Source organism: Psychrobacter aestuarii (genome assembly GCF_904846035.1).
Classification (GTDB): domain Bacteria; phylum Pseudomonadota; class Gammaproteobacteria; order Pseudomonadales; family Moraxellaceae; genus Psychrobacter; species Psychrobacter aestuarii.
The window spans coordinates 704,383-723,991 of sequence record NZ_CAJGYT010000001.1 but is presented as its reverse complement, the minus strand read 5'-3'; the positions used below and the strand labels follow the sequence as shown (position 1 = coordinate 723,991).

Below are 19,609 nucleotides of genomic sequence, written 5' to 3'. Positions count from 1 at the left end.
GCGTAAAGCACGCTTTATATCTTCACACTCACCATAATTGAGCGTACTTGGCAGGAGGTGATGCGTGTGCTGACGTCATCAAGTATCGGTTTGTCGCTCAGACCGAGCCAATAGGCAAAGGCCACTTGCGTCAAGTCAAGTCCGCTGTGATTGGTATAGCCGATGCCGCCAGACGGGCGGCTGTTGATTTCGAGCACATGGTGACGCCCTTCGTCATCCGCTTTGTCGGCTTTGGTCTGGACGCTCACGATACCATCGCAGCCAAATTCGCGAATCAAGGTTTTGACCACGCTCATCACAGCGTCGTCATAGCCGATATGCTGGATTTTGCCTGTCTTATAGCGGGTGATGGCTGCCAGCACTTCACCCGCTTCGCAGACGATATCAATCGAATATTCTTGCCCATCTAAATAGGGCATCAGCAGCATTGGGATTGGGCGCGTCTGCACCATATCGCTGTGTGTATAAGCGGAAACAAACTGCTCGGTGGTGATTTTTTTCTCTTCGGTATAGTACAGATGCTCAAAGCTGTCCCAGCGCGTGTCCGCCGCGCGTTCGCTGTCAAGACGCCAAAACCCTTGGGCAAAAATACCCACAATCGGCTTGACGCACAAGGGCTGACCGCCGTGCTCACTCAGCAAGTCATTCAGCTCAGCGGCGGTATCAAAGCGCCAGCTGTCGGCGACCGCAATGCCCGCTGTTTTGCAGCGCTGCGTAAACGCAAACTTGTCCTCGATATCGGCCAAATCCTCGACGCTCAGCGCCCCTGTCAACAGACGGATGCCTGCTTGGGTAAAGGCCTCACGCTCGGCTTCGTACTCATGACCATTGCGTCCCGTCAACAGCACTTTGACATTGTGCTGAATCGCCTTATCAAGCACGAACTGCCAGCGCGGCGTCTCATCGATAGGCTCATAGTACACGGTGTCCGCAAACTCAAAAATCTCAGGACGCTCACTGCGATGGGAGGCGATAATCTCAAAATCAGCGCCCGTCTGCACCTTTAACAGCTGTAGGCTCTCTAACATATCGCGCTGGCTAGATTGCGCCTCAGCCAGCCAAACGGCAGGTCGCAAGGGTTTGGCAGCAGTGTCGTCCATAAATGAGTCATTCCTAAAAAAACAAACAGTAAAAGCGCTTTATCAGCGCTGTAGCGACGATAGTAGCAGCTTGGTGCAGTGCCCGCAATCAATAAGATGGCGCTGCCAGTAGCGGGCGGCGGCGTGCATTGGATTTTGACAAAAAAGCCAATAACAGTAGGTACGCTGGCGTGTATTTTGTTATAGTCAAAGCAGCATGTGCCTTTGCTGCTGTCCATGGTGGCGCACGACTGCTGAGTCAGTAGAGTAGAGCACCGCCGCATTTTTATAGGATAAATACAGACAAATAGGACGAGATTATGAGCCAAAGCTTAGTCGCAGGTGCCAACGCACCCTTACCGACGCAACCCATCAGCGTGCGTATCTTGAGTAACGCCCCGATTGACTGCGCCGCCTACCGTTTGGCCAGTACTGGCAAAGTACGTGGTGATGGCGATATGGTGTTTTATGGGCAAAAGCGCAGCGATGATGGCAGCGTCAGTTTTCGCGGTCATGACAGCGATGGGTACTTCGACATTGATTTGGCCGCGCAGCCAAGCGCTATTGAAAAAATTGCCTTGGCTTTTTCAAACGACAAGCCCTTGGCGCAAATCGGTGACGTTGAGATTCAGGTCATCGCAGGCAATCAGCAGCTGCTCAGCGCCACATTGCCTGCCGTAGGGCGCGAAGAAAAAGCCATCATTTTGGCTGAATGCTACCGCCGTCAAGGCGCGTGGAAATTTCGCTTTATTGCCCAAGGGTTTAATGGCGGGTTAAAGCCGTTGTCCGAGCACTTTGGCGTCGAGATTGCCGATGACGCACCCAGCCAAGCCAATCAAAACCATACTCAAAATACGAGCCAAAATGTAAATCAAAATGCAGGTCAAAACAGCGCACCTACACCGCCGCCGATACCGAGCGCCGCGCCCAGCAGCATCAATTTAAACAAAATCAGCCTGACCAAATCGCAATCGAGCATCAATCTAAAAAAACGCGACAACTTTGGTAAAATCGCGGTTAACCTAAACTGGAATCAGCAAGGCGATACGGGTAACCAAAACAGCAGCCCAGCGCCCAAAAAAGGACTGCTCTCTGATTTATTTAGCCAGCATCTAAGCAAAGGGCAAAATATTGATTTGGATGTCGGGGCGATGGTGCATCTGGCAAATGGCGAAAAAACCTTGATTCAGGCTTTGGGTGACCGTTTTGGGCAATTAAACGCGCCGCCGTATGTCTGCCTGCGCGCTGACGACCGCACAGGACAAAACAAAACGGGCGAATGGCTGGACATCAACGGGGCACAGTGGGCAAACATCAAAGAAGTCTTTATTTTTGCCTTTATTTATCAAGGCGTACCCAACTGGGCAAAAACCGATGGCGCGGTGACCATTCACGTGCCTGAACAGCCGCCGATTGAGACGCGCTTGACAGAAGGCGCGGGCAATCTGCCCATGTGTGCCATCGCGCGCTTGGTCAATCAAAACGGCAGCATCAATGTCGAGCGCATCAACCGCTACTTTGCAGGGCATCAAGAGATGGACCAAGCGTTTGGCTGGGGCTTTCAGTGGAAGCGCGGTAGAAAATAGCCATCAGCTTGTATAAAGTGTTCTACAAAATGTAGATAACACAAGCAGCCGACCAAAAAAAGCCCACCGTAGCTGGTGGGCTTTTTCGTGTTTTTACTATCGCACATGTTACGCGTGCGGCGTTACTGCGGGTAGCAAGTCGTGGAAGGTACGACCTTTCGCCGCTTCACCGATAGCGTGCATTTTCCATTCGTTGTTGTGACGATAGACCTTGGCCATAATCATCGCGGTATGACCGCCTTGCGCCGATAGGTTGTATCGTGCGACTTCTTGGTTGTTGTCGGCATTCACCAGACGACAAAACGCATTGGCAACGCTGTCAAAGGTCTGACCTGTAAAGCTATTGACGGTAAAGACCAGTGAGGTCACTTGCGCAGGAATCGCTGATAAGTCCACATTGATGACCTCATCATCGCCATCACCGTCGCCTGTACGGTTGTCACCTGTGTGTAATACGCTGCCGTCATTAGACTGTAGCTGACGGAACCAAACGGTATCGATTACTTGTTTATTGGCATCGAACATGATGCATGAGGCGTCCAAATCAATCGATTTGCCACCGCCGCCGCCACCGAATAGCTTGCCCAAAAAGCCGCCTTGCTTGCTGGGCTCAGCGCCTGCCACATCCCAGCCAAGACCCAGTTTTACCTTGGTTAAGTTCCCGCCCGCTTCTTTACTCAGCGAGATTTTTTGTCCTTTTTGTAAGCTGACTGCCATCTGTTTTATCCTTATAATTAATAATGTGTCATAGTCAAAAGAGGGTATTAAAGTATTTGGTCTAAAAAGCTGCTGTTGCCGCCGCGTCCGCCTGAGCTACTGCCGAGGATGCTTTGAATCCAGCCTTGATAGCTGTCGCGGTTGCGTGAGCAAATGATGACCTTGCCGTGTCCTGAGAAGTTCAAAACCATCCCTTCGCCACTGGTCACCGAGTTGATGATATTGCCCATAAAGCCTTTTTTCTTACTGGTCGATACCGACAGGCGATAGTCAAGGCGTGAGTCCCAGCAGACGACGTGACCATTATCAATAATCACATCTTTGTCAGGCGTGACCTCAATCTCAAACAACGAGCCAAAGCCTGAGACCACCACTTGCCCGTGTCCTTGGGTCTGCATGACCATAAAGCCGCCAGTATCGCCGAATACCGCGCCGCCAAGGTTGCGCTGGATATTGGCATTAATTTGCACGTCACGCTGTGCGGCGACAAACGCGCCATCGCTTAGGGTGTACTGTGCCGCGCCGACCTCAATGATTTGCATATCGCCATCAAGGGTAGGGGCGAGCAGGCAGTCTCCTTCGCCGTGTACCGCTTCAATCTCTTGCTGGAATAAGGACTCGTCATTGGCAAAACGGCGCATGAGTGATTGCATAATGCCGCCTTGCAGCTTACCTTTTAGCTCAAGGTTCGATTCCATCATCACCATGGCATTGGCTTCACAATAAATAGAGTCGCCGCGCTTTAGGTTGCAATGTAAAAAAGGCTCAATCGTGCCAATCAGACTGAAGGTCGCCGCCATAAGTACGCCATCCTTATATCAAGCGAATTAGATAGGGAATAAAAAAGAACGTGGGCAGTTATGCCCTGCGGCATACGCACGTTGCGACCGCATAATATCTCGGTGCGTGGCACACAGGTAGGATACCTATGCGCCAGCGTGGTTGCGTCAGACTTATACGTTAACGCCGTATGATGCCGCTAATGGACCAAGACCACCGCTGAAACCTTGACCAACGGCACGGAATTTCCAGTCGCCATTGTGGCGGTACAATTCACCAAAAATCATTGCCGTCTCGGTGCTGCCGTCTTCTGATAGGTCGTAACGCGCGATTTCGCTGTTACCATTGTCATTGACCACACGGATGTAAGCGTCACCGACTTGACCGAAGTTTTGGTTGCGGCTTTGACCTTCATAGATGATGGCGCAAACGGCCACTTTATTCACATCTGCAGGGATGCTCGCTAGGTTGACTTTGATTTTTTCATCATCGCCGTCGCCTTCGCCAGTACGGTTGTCGCCTGTGTGCTCAACAGCGCCGTTGTCAGATTTTAGGTTGTTAAAAAAGATAAAGTCTTGGTCATGACGCACTTTGCCTGCATCGTTGAGCAAAAAGCCAATCGCGTCCAAATCAAAATCTTGACCGTCGGTGGCACGTGGATCCCAACCCAGACCAACTGTAATGTTGGTTAAGCCTGGTGCTTCTTTTGATAGGTTAACGTTACCGCCTTTGGTTAAGCTGATAGCCATGTTTGTATCCTTAATCGTTATTTAAATAGTGGACAAAGGGCAAACCCTTACGCCCGAAAACACAAAATCGTACAATCTGCACCGCCGCGATACGCTCAGATAAGTGATAAGGGTTATCGCTTAGGTGACACTTTACTATACTAAGCGTGGCGTAGGGACGCAAGGCGAATTTTGTGCAGTTACGCATTGGTAATATACCGATGAACAAGCGACACGTTAGTGCCCAAACACCGACCAGCCCGTCTCTTGAACGAACATCTCAAGCGCCTTAGAGCCCAGTCTGGAGTTGCCAATATGGTCAAGTCCAGGCGACCACACTGCTATAGAGCCTTTGCCTGGAGCGATGGTCAAAATACCGCCGCCAACACCACTTTTGCCAGGCAAACCGACCCGATAAGCAAACTCGCCCGAGCCATCATAATGCCCGCACATCATCATCAGTGAGTTGATACGCCGTGAGCGCTGGGCATTAATCACGCGCACCCCTGTGTGATGATTGACACCATTGGATACCAAAAACAGCCCCGCACGCGCCAGCTGGCGACAGCTCATGGCAATCGAGCACTGGTGAAAATAGGTGCCCAATACCTTGTCCACATCATGCTTTAGGCGACCAAAGGACTTCATAAAGTGGGCAAGCGATGCGTTGCGGTCTTTGTGCTGCATCTCTGAGGCGGCAACCTTGTGGTCAAAGCTGATGGTATCGTCATCGGCAATAAAGCGCACAAACTGCAAAATCTCGCCCAGCGTCTCTTTTGGCTCGTGTCCCATCATGATGGCGTCAACCACCGCAATCGCCCCTGCATTGATAAACGGGTTGCGCGGGCGTCCAGACTCATGCTCGAGCATCATAATGGAGTTGAACGGATCGCCTGATGGCTCGCGCCCCACGTGCGTCCACAGCGCGTCCCCAAGCTTGCCAAGACCGATGGTCAGGGTGAATACCTTTGAGATACTCTGAATCGAAAACAGCGTGTCGGCATCGCCTGCGGCATACATCTTGCCATCAGGGGTCGCCACCGCAATACCAAACTGATTGGGATCGACATGCGCGAGCTGCGGAATATAATCGGCGACTTTGCCGCGCTCTGTCTCACGCGCCATCTCTTTGGCGATATTATTTAAAATGTGTTGCATAGTCATACCACTCATCGCATTACTGGTGATTGAATGCGCACGATTGTAACTGAATCTACGGCTAAGGGCAGCAAAATCGCAAAAAACGCGCATAAAAAAACAAGCCACCACAAAAGTGATGGCTTGCTTGGGGTGCTTATATTTTACTGGACACTATTCAATATTGGCCGCTTCCATCTTGCGATGTTTGAGCGAGCCCCACAATGCAAGACCGATAAAGGCAATACCGATAAGACCCGTAATCAGCTCAGGGACATGGAATTTGACCGACAGCAGCATGATGATGGCAAGTGCGCCGATAGCATAATGCGCGCCGTGCTCGAGATAAATAAACTCATCAAGCGTGCCTTTTTCCACCAAAAAGATGGTCATCGAACGCACGAACATCGCACCAATCGCGAGACCCAGCATGATGATAATCACGTCATTGGTAATCGCAAACGCGCCAATCACCCCATCAAAGCTGAACGATGCATCCAAGACTTCTAGATATAAGAAACCAATGATACCGCCTTTCATAATCGCGCTGGTCGCAGCACCCGCATTGCCTGACTCCTCGGCTGCCAGATCTTCTTCAAGATCACCTTCTAGCATACCTGAGACCACCTGCACGCCAAGGTATACCAAAATACCCCAAACGCCCGCGATTAATACCGCACTTGCTTGCTGGGTCGCTGCCTGCGATACCGCAATCATCAGCACAATCAGCGCCACAAACACACTCATGGCATCGACTTTACCGAGCTTGGCAAGACGGCTTTCTAACCATTCAAACCAGTGCACGTCTTTGTCATCAAAGACAAAGTTTAAGAACACCAGCAGCAAGAAAATACCACCAAATGCCGAAATCTCTGCATGGTGCGCCATGAGTTTTGCTGAATACTCAGTCGGCTCATACAGTGCCAAATTAATGACTTCCATCATGCCCATATCGGCGGTGACGGCAACAATGACAATCGGGAAGACCAAACGCATACCAAAGACGGCAATCAAAATACCGACGGTCAAGAAAATCATCTTCCAAAAATGATCCCAGTGCTTAAGCACCGAGGCATTGACGACCGCGTTATCAAACGACAACGAGATTTCCATCACTGCCAAAATCGCGGTGATAGACAGCGCTGAAATCAGTCCGCCCATGCCGCCATGTGAATATCCCCACCACGATGCCACAATCAGGGCAATCGCAGTAAAGATAAAGTCTAAATAAAAATGCCTCATGACATATCCTATAAGAGAGTGTAAAACGAGAGAGAGTCAGACTCAGACCCGCGCACTGTCAGATTCAATGGCTCAAGTAACGCATAAAAAATCAGCAGTGGGTATAGCAGATGAGCAGTAGAAAACCAATTAAAGCGTGAACGAACACGCTTTAATCATTAAAAACAATACGATAAATACTCGTCAATCACATAGTGCATCAGACGGCAGTCGCTGCGATAAGCGCTTTAGATATCGACGCCGTACTGATGACACATTGCCTGCAAGCCGCCTGAATACCCTTGACCAACGGCGCGGAATTTCCACTCGCCATTGTGACGATACACCTCGCCAAAGACCATCGCCGTCTCAACCGAGTAGTCTTCTGCCAAGTCAAAGCGCACCACTTCCGTGCCCGTCTCTTCATTGACCACACGGATAAAGGCATTCGCCACTTGACCGAAGTTTTGGTTACGTGCTGCGGCTTCGTGAATGGTGACCGTGACCACGATTTTGTCCACATCGCTCGGTACTTGGGTGAGGTTCACCTTGATGACTTCATCGTCACCATCGCCTTCGCCAGTACGGTTGTCGCCAGTATGCTCAACCGCGCCATTGTCAGACTTTAATTGGTTATAAAAAATAAAATCATGGTCGCCGCGTACCTTGCCTGCATTGCTGAGCAAAAATACACTGGCATCGAGGTCAAACTCCGCGCCCGAGGTTGCGCGCTCATCCCAGCCCAAACCGACCAGCAGTTTGGTTAAGTTGGGGTCGGTCTTGGTTAATGAGAGGTTGCCGCCTTTGTTTAATGATAAAGCCATAAAAAACCCTTTTGTTATTAGAATGAATATCAGCGTCAGTATCGAGGCACTGCGATATTATTATAAAAAATCATAAAAATGACCCAATCACGCAATGATTAGGTCACCATCCTTTGTAACATATATGACTTTGATTTACCAAGCAATGTACTTTTTGCAACGTTTTTTTTGCCGTCAATATCGCTTGAAGACTTGGCAGTATCGCGCGTGACTATGCCTTGTGACTACGCCTTATGACGAAACTCAAAGCTTTGGTGAATCGGTTTTTTGATATTAAAATCAAAGCCAATGGTTTTGGCGGTAATATCAATCACGTCATAACGCTGGCGCAAGCCCTCATCCAACTCAAAGCGGGTAAAGTTGTTTGAGAAAAACAGCACGCCGTCTGAGCTGAGGCGGTTCATCGCGCGGTTAATCAGTGCCGCATGGTCGCGCTGCACATCGAACGTACCTTGGAACTTTTTCGAGTTAGAAAAGGTCGGCGGGTCGATAAAAATCACATCGTACTGCTCGGTGTTGTTTTTAATCCACTCAAAGGTGTCGGCAGCGATGAACTGATAATGACGGCGCTCAATATCAATACCGTTTAACACAAAGTTTTGTTTGCCCCAGTCGAGGTAGTTTTGTGACAAATCGACGCTCGTGACATGACTTGCGCCCGCCAATGCCGCGTGGGTACTGGCAGTACAGGTATAGGCGAATAGGTTTAATACGCGCTGATTGGCACTTGCCGCCTTGATGCGCGCGCGCATGTTACGGTGGTCAATAAACAAGCCTGTGTCCAGATAATCGGTAAAGTTGACATAAAAATAGGCGTTGTCTTCTTTAACGATATGAAACTTGCCTTTTTTGTCCGCCTGTCCTTGCTTGCTGTACTGCTCATTGCCCGATTGACGCGCGCGGGTCTTAATAAACACCTGCTCACGGTTGACGCCGAGCACTTCACGGATACCGAGCAGCGCAAGGTTAAAGCGTTTTTTGGCGGTTTCTGGCGGAATGCTCTTTGGCGGCGCGTATTCTTGTACGTGGACATAGTCGCCATAGACATCGACCGCGACTTTAAAGTCAGGCAAGTCGGCATCGTAGATGCGCAGATTGGTCACGCCAGACTTCATGGCTATTTTTTTGAGGCGTTGCAGGTTTTTTTGCAAGCGATTGATAAAGTCTTGTGCCTCTTCGCTGTCAATCTCACGTTTTTCAAAACGCTCAATCAGCGGAATATTTTGGCGCATCTGTAGCGTGCCGTGGCGGAAATAGACCACAATCGCGCCGTTGTGGCAGCGCAGGGTTTCAGGCTCAGTAATCGGCAGAATATCCGCCTGCTCAACATGCGCGGCAAGTACCCCAAGCTTTGGTGCGATACCGCTGCCTGCAAAGCTGTCTTGCAGCTGTAATGCTAAGGCTTGATACAAAGGCTTAATCATTGCCTCATCGCCCAGACGCTCACCGTATGGCGGGTTGGTCATAATCAGCGGACGCTTAATGCTGCCCGCTGTCACCAAGGGGCGCAACTGACGGCTTAAATGCACAAGGGCGCGGTTTTCTAGCGTGATGTGCGGGACGACATCGTGCAGACCTGCGGCAAGGAGGTTTTTTTGCGTGGCGATAATCGCGCCGATATCGGCATCAAAGCCCAGCACGTTTGGCAGGGACTCAGGGTTTTCTTGTACTTTGGCAAGGGCGGCGGCAAAGCGGCTTTGCGCATCTCCAACCAAGCTGTTCCACAACTCGGCATCATGGTGCTGCCACGCATAAAAGCCAAACTGACGCGCCGCTTTATCGATACCGACCGCGTAGTCACAGTGCATAAGCAAAGCTTCAATCAAAAACGTGCCCGAGCCACACATCGGGTCAACCAGCGTGTCATAGTATCGGCTGCCGTCTTCGTTCTTTTTGTGCCAGCCTGCGCTATAGAGTAGGGCGGCGGCAAGGTTTTCTTTTAAGGGTGCTTCGGTCATCGCCACGCGGTAGCCACGGCGGTGCAAACTGGTGCCTGACAAGTCCAAATACAGCTCGGCTTGCTTGTCATTCACCGTCGCAAAAATCGCAAAGTCAGGATTGCGGCTATCGACATTGGGGCGGCTGCCGCTGGCTTCATTAAAGGTATCGGCAATGGCGTCTTTGATACGCAGCATAGCGAACTGCTGATTGACCGCCACACGCTTATCGACCGACAGACGGATGGCAAAGGTATCGTCTACCGAAAATTGCTCTAGCCAGTTGACCGACTTGGCTAGACCATACAGCTGCTCGGCGACATCGTATTCTTTATTGATATTGCGACGTTTAATCGGCATCAATACCCGTGACGCCACCCGCGACCACAAGCAAATGGTGTACAAATCGCGCAGACTTGCGGTAATCGCAAGGCGACCAGTGCTTTTAATCTCGCTGCTAATACCAAAGCTGGCAAGCTCGGTCTGTAGCGGCAGCTCCAAGCCATCGGCACAAGTGATGATAAGCTCAAGTGAAGATAGGGGCGTGCGGGGGTCTGTCATACAAATACCTGTGCCAATGGCGGCATAAATGGGGTGGTAAAATAAACTCAATTAACCCGTGATTTTAACACAAATTGTTTACCGATAGGGGGACACAAGACCGCTTGACCGAGGTAATACTGCCTCGCGTCTTTGGTCTGGATTTGGGCGTGGTTTGGGCGCGATGTGGGTAGGGTTACTGCGGGGCGTCTTTTTTGACCACTTCCATGGTGGTGGCAAAGGGCTTGGTGTGGATGGGGTAGTCCACGTCTTTTGGCATCAATAAGCGCATGTGCGGATAGGGGATAGAGATGCCCGCCGTATCAAAGCCTGACTTGATATTTTCGTACAGTCCTTCTTTGATAATCGGCATTCTGGCGACAGAGGCGGGCTTGACCCAAAAGCGCACGATAAAATACACGCCATACTCACCAATCTCCGCAATCGTCGCGGAGGATTCAGGACGGCTCAGTACCGCTTCGGTATCTTTTAGCGTGTTTAGTATCACCTCACGTGCGGCATCGACATCGGCTTCAAAGGCGATACGCACGCGAATGTCAAAGCGCACAAAGTTTTTGGCAGTCAGGTTAATCACCTCGGAGGAGGCAACGTTGGAGTTCGGGATAATCACCGTGATGTTGTCGCGGGTCAGAATGTGCGTGGTGCGCAAAGATATCAGCACCACACGTCCTTCACGGTCGCTGATACTGATCCAATCGCCCACCTGAAATGACTGCTCAAGCAAAATGGTAATGCCCGCGATAAAATTGGCAAGCGTGGACTGTGCGGCAAAACCCACCGCCAAACCGACAATCCCCAGACCCGCTACCAGTGAGACGATATCAAAGCCAAACTGCGCCATCACGCTGGCGAGTCCTAGGACTAAAATCAGAACCGATAGGATGTTTTTGAGCAGCTGCTCGATGGAGGCGCTCAGCCCATAATGCTGCAGTACGCGGTGGATGATGTGCCCTGAGGACGTCCACAGCACATAATAAATACCCGCCCAAATGCTCGCTTTGGCGGTCGCCTTGATGGTGGTAGGCTCAATATTGATCTGGCTCATGACCGCAATCAGGCTGGCGACAATCCAAACATAGCGCAAAAAGGAGCGTGCAATCTTGGCGCGGCGCTCATTAAAATGTAGGCGGCGGTGGTTGTGCTTTAACACATAATTGGCAAGCCAATAGACAAAGCCAAGCACCGCCAGCAATATGACGATTTTGATGCCTGTGCTGGTCAGCTCAACCGCATGGGTTTGCCAATCACGCGAGTCCTCTTCTAATGAGCCACCAATCGCAAGATACAAGCTGGTATGCAAATCTTGTATGATTTCTTGAAAAAAATCGGTAATACCAGCCATTTGCTTCCCTGTTTGTCTTTTGCCTAGCGTATGTGATTCAACGTATATACAACGTCCCTAGTATATACCTATCTGCCCACGATGCCATCAGCTTTGGTGCGGGATAGACATCTGCTCTTGCGCGTGGCGCAGGGCGCTGCGTAAGCCCTCCAAAATGGTCGGATGATAAAAAGGCGACTCCAGCAAGGTCTTAATGCTCATCTCATTGGTGATGGCGATGGCTAAGATATGGGCAATGTACTCGCCATCGGGTGCTGCCATGCACGCGCCCAAGATTTTATCCGTCTTAGCACATGCATAAATGTGCAGCTTACCGCAGTTGACCGCCATGATACGGCTGCGCCCTTGATTGCTAAAGTTGACCTTGCCAATCACATATTCAAGATTCTGCGCTTCGATCTCGGGCAACGACATGCCGACGGTGGCGATTTGTGGTTCACAAAATACGATAGACAGCGGGATGGACGGCGGGCGCAAATGGCTTTGCTCATCGTTAAGGCATACCGAATGTCCCGCGCTAAAGCCTTCATCACTTGCCACGTGCAAGATGGGCAGGTGCGCGTTGGCATCACCGATGATATAGACGTTCAAATCACCGATGCGCCCCGTGTTTTTATCCAAGTCTTGCGGGCGGTTTTTGTCATCCAAGCTCACACCCAGATGGGTGACGCCAAGGCGCTCTATGTTGTTGCGGCGACCTGTAGCGACCAACACGCGCTCGCCTTGCCACTGTTTTTGCTCGCCATGATGGTCGCAGTAATCAATGGTGGCACGCAGTGTACCGTCCTGACTGTCGCAGGCGACCTCATTGATTTTACTGTCAAGCTCAAGGGTCAGCTCATTAGACAAGCAAGTGATGGCTTGTTGATTGACGTCTTTGTCTTTGAGACCGCCCACACGCCCTACACGGTTAAAGAGGGTGACCTCAACCCCAAGGCGGGCAAAGGCTTGCGCCAACTCCAGTCCGATTGCACCTGCGCCGACCACTGCCAAAGACGCAGGCAAATCTTGCAGCTCAAATACCGTGTCCGAAGTCAGCAGGCTGTCACCCAGCGTCTCTGCCCAGCCCTCAGGAATGAACGGCGAGCTGCCTGTCGCAATGATGATGTGCTGCGCCTCGATACACTCATCATTCACTTCAATATTGCCATCAGCATTGATACACGCCTGTCCTGCGATTTTTTTATCATCGTCCCAGTCGTTGACCTGTTTTTGTGAAAAACTGACAAAATGGTCGCGCTCTGCTTGTACCCGTGCCATCACCGCTTTGCCATCTATCTCAACCTCGGCATGCACGCCAAAGATGTCTGCGGTTTTTGCCTCATGCGCGCGGTCGGCAGCGGCAATCAACAGCTTGCTTGGCATACAGCCAACGGTGGCACAAGTCGTCGTCCAAAAGCCGTCATTGATAATCACGATATCATCGGTCTGTTTGCTGGCTTGACGAAAGGCATTTTGCCCTGCCGTACCTGCACCGATAATGGCGACCGCCACGCTGCGAGTGACTGTGCGGCTGGTATCTGAACGATTGGTATTATTATTGATTGTCATAAACTGTCCAAGTTAAAAGAAGGGCAAAAAAGCTGGCATTATCGTCTTATAGCGGGCACACATTAGGTGTATACCAAAGTAACCAAGCCAGATTTTAAAAATACATGAGGATAAGTATAATGCTTAAGACGGCGTATCGGCGTTTGATTAGCGAGCGAGCGTTTCTAACAAGCGCTCGACATAACCTTTGGCGCGTAGGTTGCGCTGCGCATGAGTCAATGTGCCATCGGCATCAAAAACAAAGGTAGAGCGCACCAGACCCAACGTGGTCTTGCCGTACATGTTTTTTTCACGGATGACGTCAAAATGCTGACACAGCTGCTCGTCTTCATCGCTGATGAGGGCGATTTGTAAGTCATGGTTGTCCATAAACTTTTTGTGCGATTCAATGCTGTCGCGTGAGACACCGACGACGCGATAGCCGAGGGTGTCAAAATGCTGCAAGTGTTCGGTGAACTCTGTGGCTTGCGTGGTGCAGCCTGAGGTATTGTCTTTGGGATAAAAATATAAGATGAGTCCGCGCTGGGTGTTTTTAATCATATCGGCAAGGACCACCTCATCGGTGACAAAGTTGCCGTCCAGTTTGCGTACCATCGAGACAGGAAAGGTAGGAAGTGCGATGTTTTCATCGGTGGGCTTGGCCATGATACAGTCCTTTATTCATTATGCTAATTATGGTGCGAGGGGTCAGGATACTGACGTTTTCGCTTTTTTAGCTAGAGTAGCAGGTTCTGTATGGGCGTGCCAGTTGGGATACCAAGCAACAAAAAAAGACCAACCTAGGTCAGTCTTTTTGTAAAAACCGTGTATCGTTTTGTAGCATCGGCGCGTTTGCTGCGCGGATGAAAAGCGATTTACGCAGGCTTTTGTGGTTGTTTTAGATCCAAGCCTTCGGTGCACTGCTGCAAGTCTTTTTGCATGGTTTTGACATACGGTAGGGTCGATGGGTCTTTTTTGCTCTGTGCGTAGCTTTCGATTTCCCACATTTGACCGATGGTCATTTTGCTGCGCACGCCAATGGTGCAGGTACACAGCTTGCTTGCGGTATTTTTGTCCGCCACTTTGTATTTGACCGCGCCAGTCACACACTTATTGATATTGTCTTGTTTGATATCGACAGCATTCGCTTGGGTGACGCCCATCAAACCGACGACAGCGAATGGGATTAACTTCAACAACTTCATAACTATCCTCTACGATAAACAATCAGGGTCAGACATCTCATCGCTGAATAAGCGGCCAGTGGCAGAGATGAAAATCGTCATTACGATAGCAATTCTAAATATTAAAGCCAACCAATAACATGCTGTGCCTGTGCAAGCAAATGTTACGCGTTTGTGTAATATGGCTTGATACGCTGTTTAGCACACTGGTTTATCGCTTTGGATTGTCCATAAACCGTGTGCTTGGGCATTATGCCGCTTGATAGCGGGTGGGGTCGGCTGTACCCGCTTGTGCAAAGCCTTGACGACGTAGGGTGCAGCTGTCACAAACGCCGCAAGCGCGTCCATCGGTATCGGCTTTGTAGCAAGAGATGGTCTGTCCATAATCAACACCGAGCGAGACGCCAAGCGCGATGGTTTGCGCTTTTGACAAGGTCTGTAGCGGGGTCTGAATGTGCAATTTGTGCCCCGTTACGCCTGCTTTGGTCGCAAGGTTCGCCATGGTTTCAAAGGCTTCAATATATTCAGGGCGGCAATCGGGATAGCCTGAATAATCGACTGAGCTTACGCCAATGACGATGTGCTTGGCTTCAGTGACTTCGGCGACGGCGAGCGCATAAGACAAAAAGATGGTATTGCGCGCAGGCACATAGGTGTTCGGAATCGCGCTGTTGTCAGGGGTACTATCGCCATCGGTCGGGAACTTGTCGGCATCGCCATCAGGGACAATCATGCTGTGGTCGGTCAGCGATGAGCCGCCGAGCTGCGCAATGTCGATATCAATGACACGGTGACTGACACCTGCACGCTCAGCGATGGCTTTGGCTGCGACCAGCTCACTGTTGTGGCGCTGACCGTAGTTAAAGCTGACGGCGGTGACCGATTGATAGCGTGCCTTTGCCCAATACAGACAGGTGACAGAGTCCAGACCGCCTGAGAGCAGTACCACCGCATTGTCGTTTGCGGTGCTGTCTGTGGTGGTGTTGATGTCAGAAAGGTTTTGGGTGCTGTGGCTGGCGTGCGTCATTATCGGCTCTATCTTCACTCAGAAAAACCGCTATTTTACCAAAATTAGCGCCCGCAACAAACCATCGGCGCTGTACCCATGCGCCTGCGTTTGCTTGCATGCGACAAACCATGCGTTCTATAGCGTGTGCGTGCGGCACTATTTTTCAAAATGGGCGTTATTTTTGTTATAATCTCAAGCGCTTAGCACCTGCACCTTTATTTATTACCCTTATCGTTATATTGAGTAGTTTATGACCTCAGCCAGTCTTTTTGTTCCTCAGACCGACACCACCGACATGCCCGCCGATAGCCGCCCAGCCGCCACCGACACCACGAGCGATAGCGCTGCCGCCGCGACCGAACTCAAAAAGCTGCAAAAAAAGCTGCGCAAACAGGTCTCGTGGGCGATACGTGACTTTAATATGATTGAAGATGGCGATGTGGTGATGGTCTGCGTCTCAGGCGGCAAAGACAGCTACACCTTGCTCGACATTTTGCTATTGCTCAAACGCATTGCGCCGATTAACTTTGATGTGGTCGCCGTCAACCTTGACCAAAAGCAACCAGGCTACCCTGAAGATATCTTGCCAAACTATCTTAACGAGCAAGGCATCGCGCACTATATCTTAGAAAAAGACACCTATAGTATTGTCAAAAGTGTCGTGCCAGAAGGCAAAACCTACTGCTCCGCCTGCTCGCGTTTGCGCCGAGGCTCACTATACGGCTTTGCCAAGCAGATTGGCGCGACCAAGATTGCGCTTGGGCATCATCGCGATGATATTTTGGCGACTTTTTTCTTAAACCTATTTCACGGCGGCGCGCTCAAAGCCATGCCGCCAAAGCTATTGAGCGATGACAAGCAAAACGTCTTGATTCGTCCGCTTGCCTATGTTGAAGAAAAAGATATCATCGAATACGCGCGTCTGCGTGAGTTTCCGATTATTCCGTGCAACTTGTGCGGCAGCCAAACCAATCTACAGCGCGCCATCATTAATGACATGCTGCGCGAATGGGATGGGGCGCACCCGCAGCGCTTGGCGTCGATTTTTAAAGCCATTCAAAACGTCGCGCCTTCACAGCTGGCTGACCGCGAACTGTTCGACTTTGAAAACCTCAGCCTTGACCGCGATGAAGACGAGCGCTTATTTGAAGGCGACAATATCCAAGTGGGACAAAGCGAGCGTCTGGCACAAATTGGTCTGCCGACCGCGCCGCAAACTCAGGACTACACGCCTAAATTTGCTGAGCGCAGCACTACCGATAAAGCCGCAAACAATGATAGCCAAAAAATCCCTGTGATTAATCCTGTCATTTAATCGGCGTATTCCGCTTACGGTTTGTGAATGATACAAACCCAAAAAAAACCAGCGTCACGATATCACGTGGCGCTGGTTTTTTCTGGATAAGAAAGGCTTATCAGATACGTATTAAGACGTCTGTGCGTGCGCTGCTTCTTTGGTAAAGGACGCCAGCGGCTCAAAACTGACCGACTGCCGTGGCAATTTCGCCACATCCTGCATGCGCCAATCATCGACGCCATCGTGGCTTACTTGCAGATAGTATTTTGCAGGAACGCCATCAAGGGTCACATTAGCCGTGTATTTGTTGCCCGCGACATGCTTGAGCATCACGTCACGGTCTTTGTGCACATCGGTCGCATGCGAGATAGACAGCGCAAGCTCTGCAGGATAAGTGAGCGGGTCACCGTTCAGCAGTTTGCCAGATGCCAGACTCTCTTGAGGATAGTCCAAATAAAAGGTCACCTCACCATTTGGCGCAAACGTCATTTTGCCATGCAAATCCAAGTCATAAGTCAGCTTGTCGCGCGACACGTCTTGGTACAGGGTCTTGCCATCCATATACCAGTCATCACGCACCACGCTGTCGCGAATCTGGTACGAGTAGTACACGAACCACAAGCACGCCACCACGACGAACGTCGGCATACCAATGACAAAGATAATCACCATGTAGTTTTTGTACCATGGCTGAGAGTCTTGTTGCTTAAAGTCGGCTGATGAATCCGCTGAGGACATAACGCACCTATATAAGATTGCGACCTGAGTGGCCTCTCAGATCAAGGATAAAAAAGCACCGAGCAACCATTATACGCCGATTGCTCGGATACGTCATGCTAAGTGCTTGCTTTGTCAGCACATTTTACCGCGCGGTTGCTTGCGCGGTATAAGTAGTATGACGTCACTGACCTTGTGTGGTAAACACGTTCTGATGGCTTGCGCTATATTGTCCATCTTCACTGGTAACCGTGAGCGTAATAGGCGTCTGACCCTCACTTACCACCGCAGGGTCACCATAGATACTGACAGGCATATCAAAGCTTTCGCCTGCAGTCAGTGGCACGGTATCAAAACGGGTCTGTAGACTCAAACCTTCGACAGGCGTCAGCGTGATGCGGTAGTTGTGCTCTGCTTGGGTTTTGTTGGTCAGTTTTACCACATAGCTGTTTTCAATCATGCCTTGAGCATTGGTCGAGGACAGCTGATTGCGGTCGCGGCGAATGTCAATCTCAAGCGGCACGCGGTCGGTCAAGGCATACACCAAGCCGCCACACAGCACGGTCAATATCGCCAAATAGCCGAACAAGCGCGGACGCAGGATTTTGCTTTTCTTCTTTTCAACCAGCTGATGCTCGGTGGTATAGCGAATCAGTCCGCGTGGGTAGCCGACCTTGTCCATCACATCATTACAAGCATCAATACACGCGGCACACTGAATACAGCCAACCTGCAAGCCATCACGGATATCAATCCCCGTTGGGCAGACCTGCACACACATCGTACACTCAACACAGTCGCCCAAATCCTCAGGATGCGTGCCTTTTTTGCGTGCGCCGCGTGGCTCACCGCGCTCATAGTCATATGAGACAATCAAGGTGTCTTTGTCAAACATCACACTTTGAAAACGACCATAAGGACAAATCTGTACACACATCTGCTCACGCATATAGCCTGCGTTGGCATAAGTGGCAAAGGTAAAAATAAACATCGCGACCCACACCCACGTTGGCCAATCGGGTAGGGGAATGCCATTCATACTTTGCCAGCTTTGGTACATCAAATCGGTACCCGCCACATAGCTGACGAACGTCGTTGCCGTCAGGATAGAGAGCAGCAGCCAGATGCTGTATACCAGCGTACGCTTGCCCACTTTGCTTGCGCTCAGCGGTGCTTTATCAAACTTGATGCGCTTGTTTCTATCGCCAATCACCAGCTTTTCGACATACTGATACATATGCGTCCAGATGGTTTGCGGACAGGCGTAGCCGCACCAGACCCGCCCTGCATAGACGGTCACCATAAACAGCCCAAACGCGGCAATCATCGCAAAAATAGCGATAAAGTAAAAATCTTGTGTCAAGAACGTCAGACCAAAAATGTAATAGTGCTGCGAAGGAACATCAAACCAAATCGCCTGCCTACCGTTATAGGTAATCCACGGCAAGACCAAAAACAGTGCCAGAAAAAAATACATACTGACCACGCGAATGTTTTGATAAAAGCCGGTGACAAATCGCGGGTGAATGCGCTGTTTGTTGGCGTCGAGTTCAACTTCTTTAACAGGAATTTTGCTGGATGGTGCTGACATAACGTGCCTCTTTAAAAAAAGAATCAGTTTGCTGGCATAGTTAACCGACATCTTTGTGACAATAAGATGTATGAATAGGGTGTGTTATCAATGTCAGGGAAGAAGATCAATAATAAATGTACTCAAAGCAGTCAAAACAAAAACAATAAAAAAAGGAGAGCTGATGAACAGCCCTCCTTTTGCCGACCTTTATTATACGATATTACGGTCATACTATGAAACAATATGGGCTACTGATGCGTAAATAATCAGTTAGCAGCAGCCTCAGCGGTTGCTTCGGTAGCGGCTGTGTCAGTGCTGGCAGCTGCCTCTGTAGGCGCTGCGCTGTCAGCGGTTGCGGCATTAGCAGCGGGTGTTGCTGCAGGCGCT

General features: G+C 50.4%; 17 protein-coding genes. 2 read left to right on the top strand and 15 right to left on the bottom strand.

The window, feature by feature from the left end; genetic code table 11:
* Positions 1-14 precede the first annotated feature (14 nt).
* The gene (locus JMW05_RS02930; protein WP_201503909.1) at positions 15-1,100 is read right to left on the bottom strand and encodes an ATP-grasp domain-containing protein; all 1,086 of its coding nucleotides are present in this window, start codon (positions 1,098-1,100) and stop codon (positions 15-17) included.
* 299 nt (positions 1,101-1,399) lie between these two features.
* Between JMW05_RS02930 and JMW05_RS02925 the strand changes: the two genes are divergently transcribed.
* Positions 1,400-2,665: a TerD family protein gene (locus JMW05_RS02925; RefSeq protein ID WP_201503908.1), complete on the top strand. Its 1,266-nt coding sequence runs from the start codon at positions 1,400-1,402 to the stop codon at positions 2,663-2,665.
* 108 nt (positions 2,666-2,773) lie between these two features.
* Here the strand turns inward: JMW05_RS02925 and JMW05_RS02920 are convergent, their stop codons facing one another.
* From JMW05_RS02920 to queC, 12 genes are all read right to left on the bottom strand, one after another.
* Entirely contained in the window at positions 2,774-3,382 is a 609-nt protein-coding gene (locus JMW05_RS02920; RefSeq protein ID WP_201503907.1) for a TerD family protein, read from the bottom strand.
* Positions 3,383-3,429: 47 nt separating this feature from the next.
* Entirely contained in the window at positions 3,430-4,182 is a 753-nt protein-coding gene (locus tag JMW05_RS02915) for a TIGR00266 family protein (RefSeq protein WP_201503906.1), read from the bottom strand.
* Positions 4,183-4,335: 153 nt separating this feature from the next.
* Positions 4,336-4,911, bottom strand: coding sequence for a TerD family protein (locus JMW05_RS02910; protein ID WP_201503905.1), 576 nt, complete (start codon positions 4,909-4,911; stop codon positions 4,336-4,338).
* A 216-nt stretch (positions 4,912-5,127) separates the two neighbouring features.
* Positions 5,128-6,054 (bottom strand): glutaminase, encoded by a 927-nt coding sequence (locus JMW05_RS02905; RefSeq protein WP_265090592.1) that lies wholly within the window; start codon positions 6,052-6,054, stop codon positions 5,128-5,130.
* A gap of 147 nt (positions 6,055-6,201) precedes the next feature.
* Positions 6,202-7,269 carry a DUF475 domain-containing protein gene (locus JMW05_RS02900; protein ID WP_201503904.1) on the bottom strand — a complete coding sequence of 356 codons (1,068 nt, stop codon included), beginning with the start codon at positions 7,267-7,269 and terminating at the stop codon, positions 6,202-6,204.
* A 227-nt stretch (positions 7,270-7,496) separates the two neighbouring features.
* Positions 7,497-8,072, bottom strand: a complete 576-nt coding sequence (locus JMW05_RS02895; protein ID WP_199508542.1) for a TerD family protein — start codon at positions 8,070-8,072, stop codon at positions 7,497-7,499.
* Between the two features lie 224 nt (positions 8,073-8,296).
* Positions 8,297-10,570 carry a bifunctional 23S rRNA (guanine(2069)-N(7))-methyltransferase RlmK/23S rRNA (guanine(2445)-N(2))-methyltransferase RlmL gene (rlmKL, locus tag JMW05_RS02890; protein WP_201503903.1) on the bottom strand — a complete coding sequence of 758 codons (2,274 nt, stop codon included), beginning with the start codon at positions 10,568-10,570 and terminating at the stop codon, positions 8,297-8,299.
* A 175-nt stretch (positions 10,571-10,745) separates the two neighbouring features.
* The gene (locus JMW05_RS02885) at positions 10,746-11,912 is read right to left on the bottom strand and encodes a mechanosensitive ion channel family protein (protein ID WP_201503902.1); all 1,167 of its coding nucleotides are present in this window, start codon (positions 11,910-11,912) and stop codon (positions 10,746-10,748) included.
* Positions 11,913-11,999: 87 nt separating this feature from the next.
* Positions 12,000-13,463 (bottom strand): dihydrolipoyl dehydrogenase, encoded by a 1,464-nt coding sequence (locus tag JMW05_RS02880; RefSeq protein ID WP_201503901.1) that lies wholly within the window; start codon positions 13,461-13,463, stop codon positions 12,000-12,002.
* Between the two features lie 147 nt (positions 13,464-13,610).
* The gene (locus JMW05_RS02875; RefSeq protein ID WP_201503900.1) at positions 13,611-14,108 is read right to left on the bottom strand and encodes a peroxiredoxin; all 498 of its coding nucleotides are present in this window, start codon (positions 14,106-14,108) and stop codon (positions 13,611-13,613) included.
* 209 nt (positions 14,109-14,317) lie between these two features.
* Positions 14,318-14,647, bottom strand: coding sequence for a hypothetical protein (locus tag JMW05_RS02870; RefSeq protein ID WP_201503899.1), 330 nt, complete (start codon positions 14,645-14,647; stop codon positions 14,318-14,320).
* Positions 14,648-14,876: 229 nt separating this feature from the next.
* Complete coding sequence (gene queC, locus JMW05_RS02865; protein WP_201503898.1) at positions 14,877-15,653, bottom strand: 7-cyano-7-deazaguanine synthase QueC; 777 nt, start codon at positions 15,651-15,653, stop codon at positions 14,877-14,879.
* 232 nt (positions 15,654-15,885) lie between these two features.
* Between queC and ttcA the strand changes: the two genes are divergently transcribed.
* Positions 15,886-16,950: a tRNA 2-thiocytidine(32) synthetase TtcA gene (ttcA, locus tag JMW05_RS02860; protein ID WP_201503897.1), complete on the top strand. Its 1,065-nt coding sequence runs from the start codon at positions 15,886-15,888 to the stop codon at positions 16,948-16,950.
* A 111-nt stretch (positions 16,951-17,061) separates the two neighbouring features.
* On the opposite strand, the gene JMW05_RS02855 is transcribed toward ttcA, so the two are convergent.
* Together JMW05_RS02855 and ccoG are read right to left on the bottom strand one after the other, a co-directional pair.
* Entirely contained in the window at positions 17,062-17,670 is a 609-nt protein-coding gene (locus JMW05_RS02855) for a FixH family protein (RefSeq protein WP_201503896.1), read from the bottom strand.
* Between the two features lie 163 nt (positions 17,671-17,833).
* A complete protein-coding gene (gene ccoG, locus JMW05_RS02850; RefSeq protein WP_201503895.1) occupies positions 17,834-19,240 on the bottom strand; it encodes a cytochrome c oxidase accessory protein CcoG in 1,407 nt (468 codons plus the stop codon).
* Between the last annotated feature and the right edge of the window lie 369 nt (positions 19,241-19,609).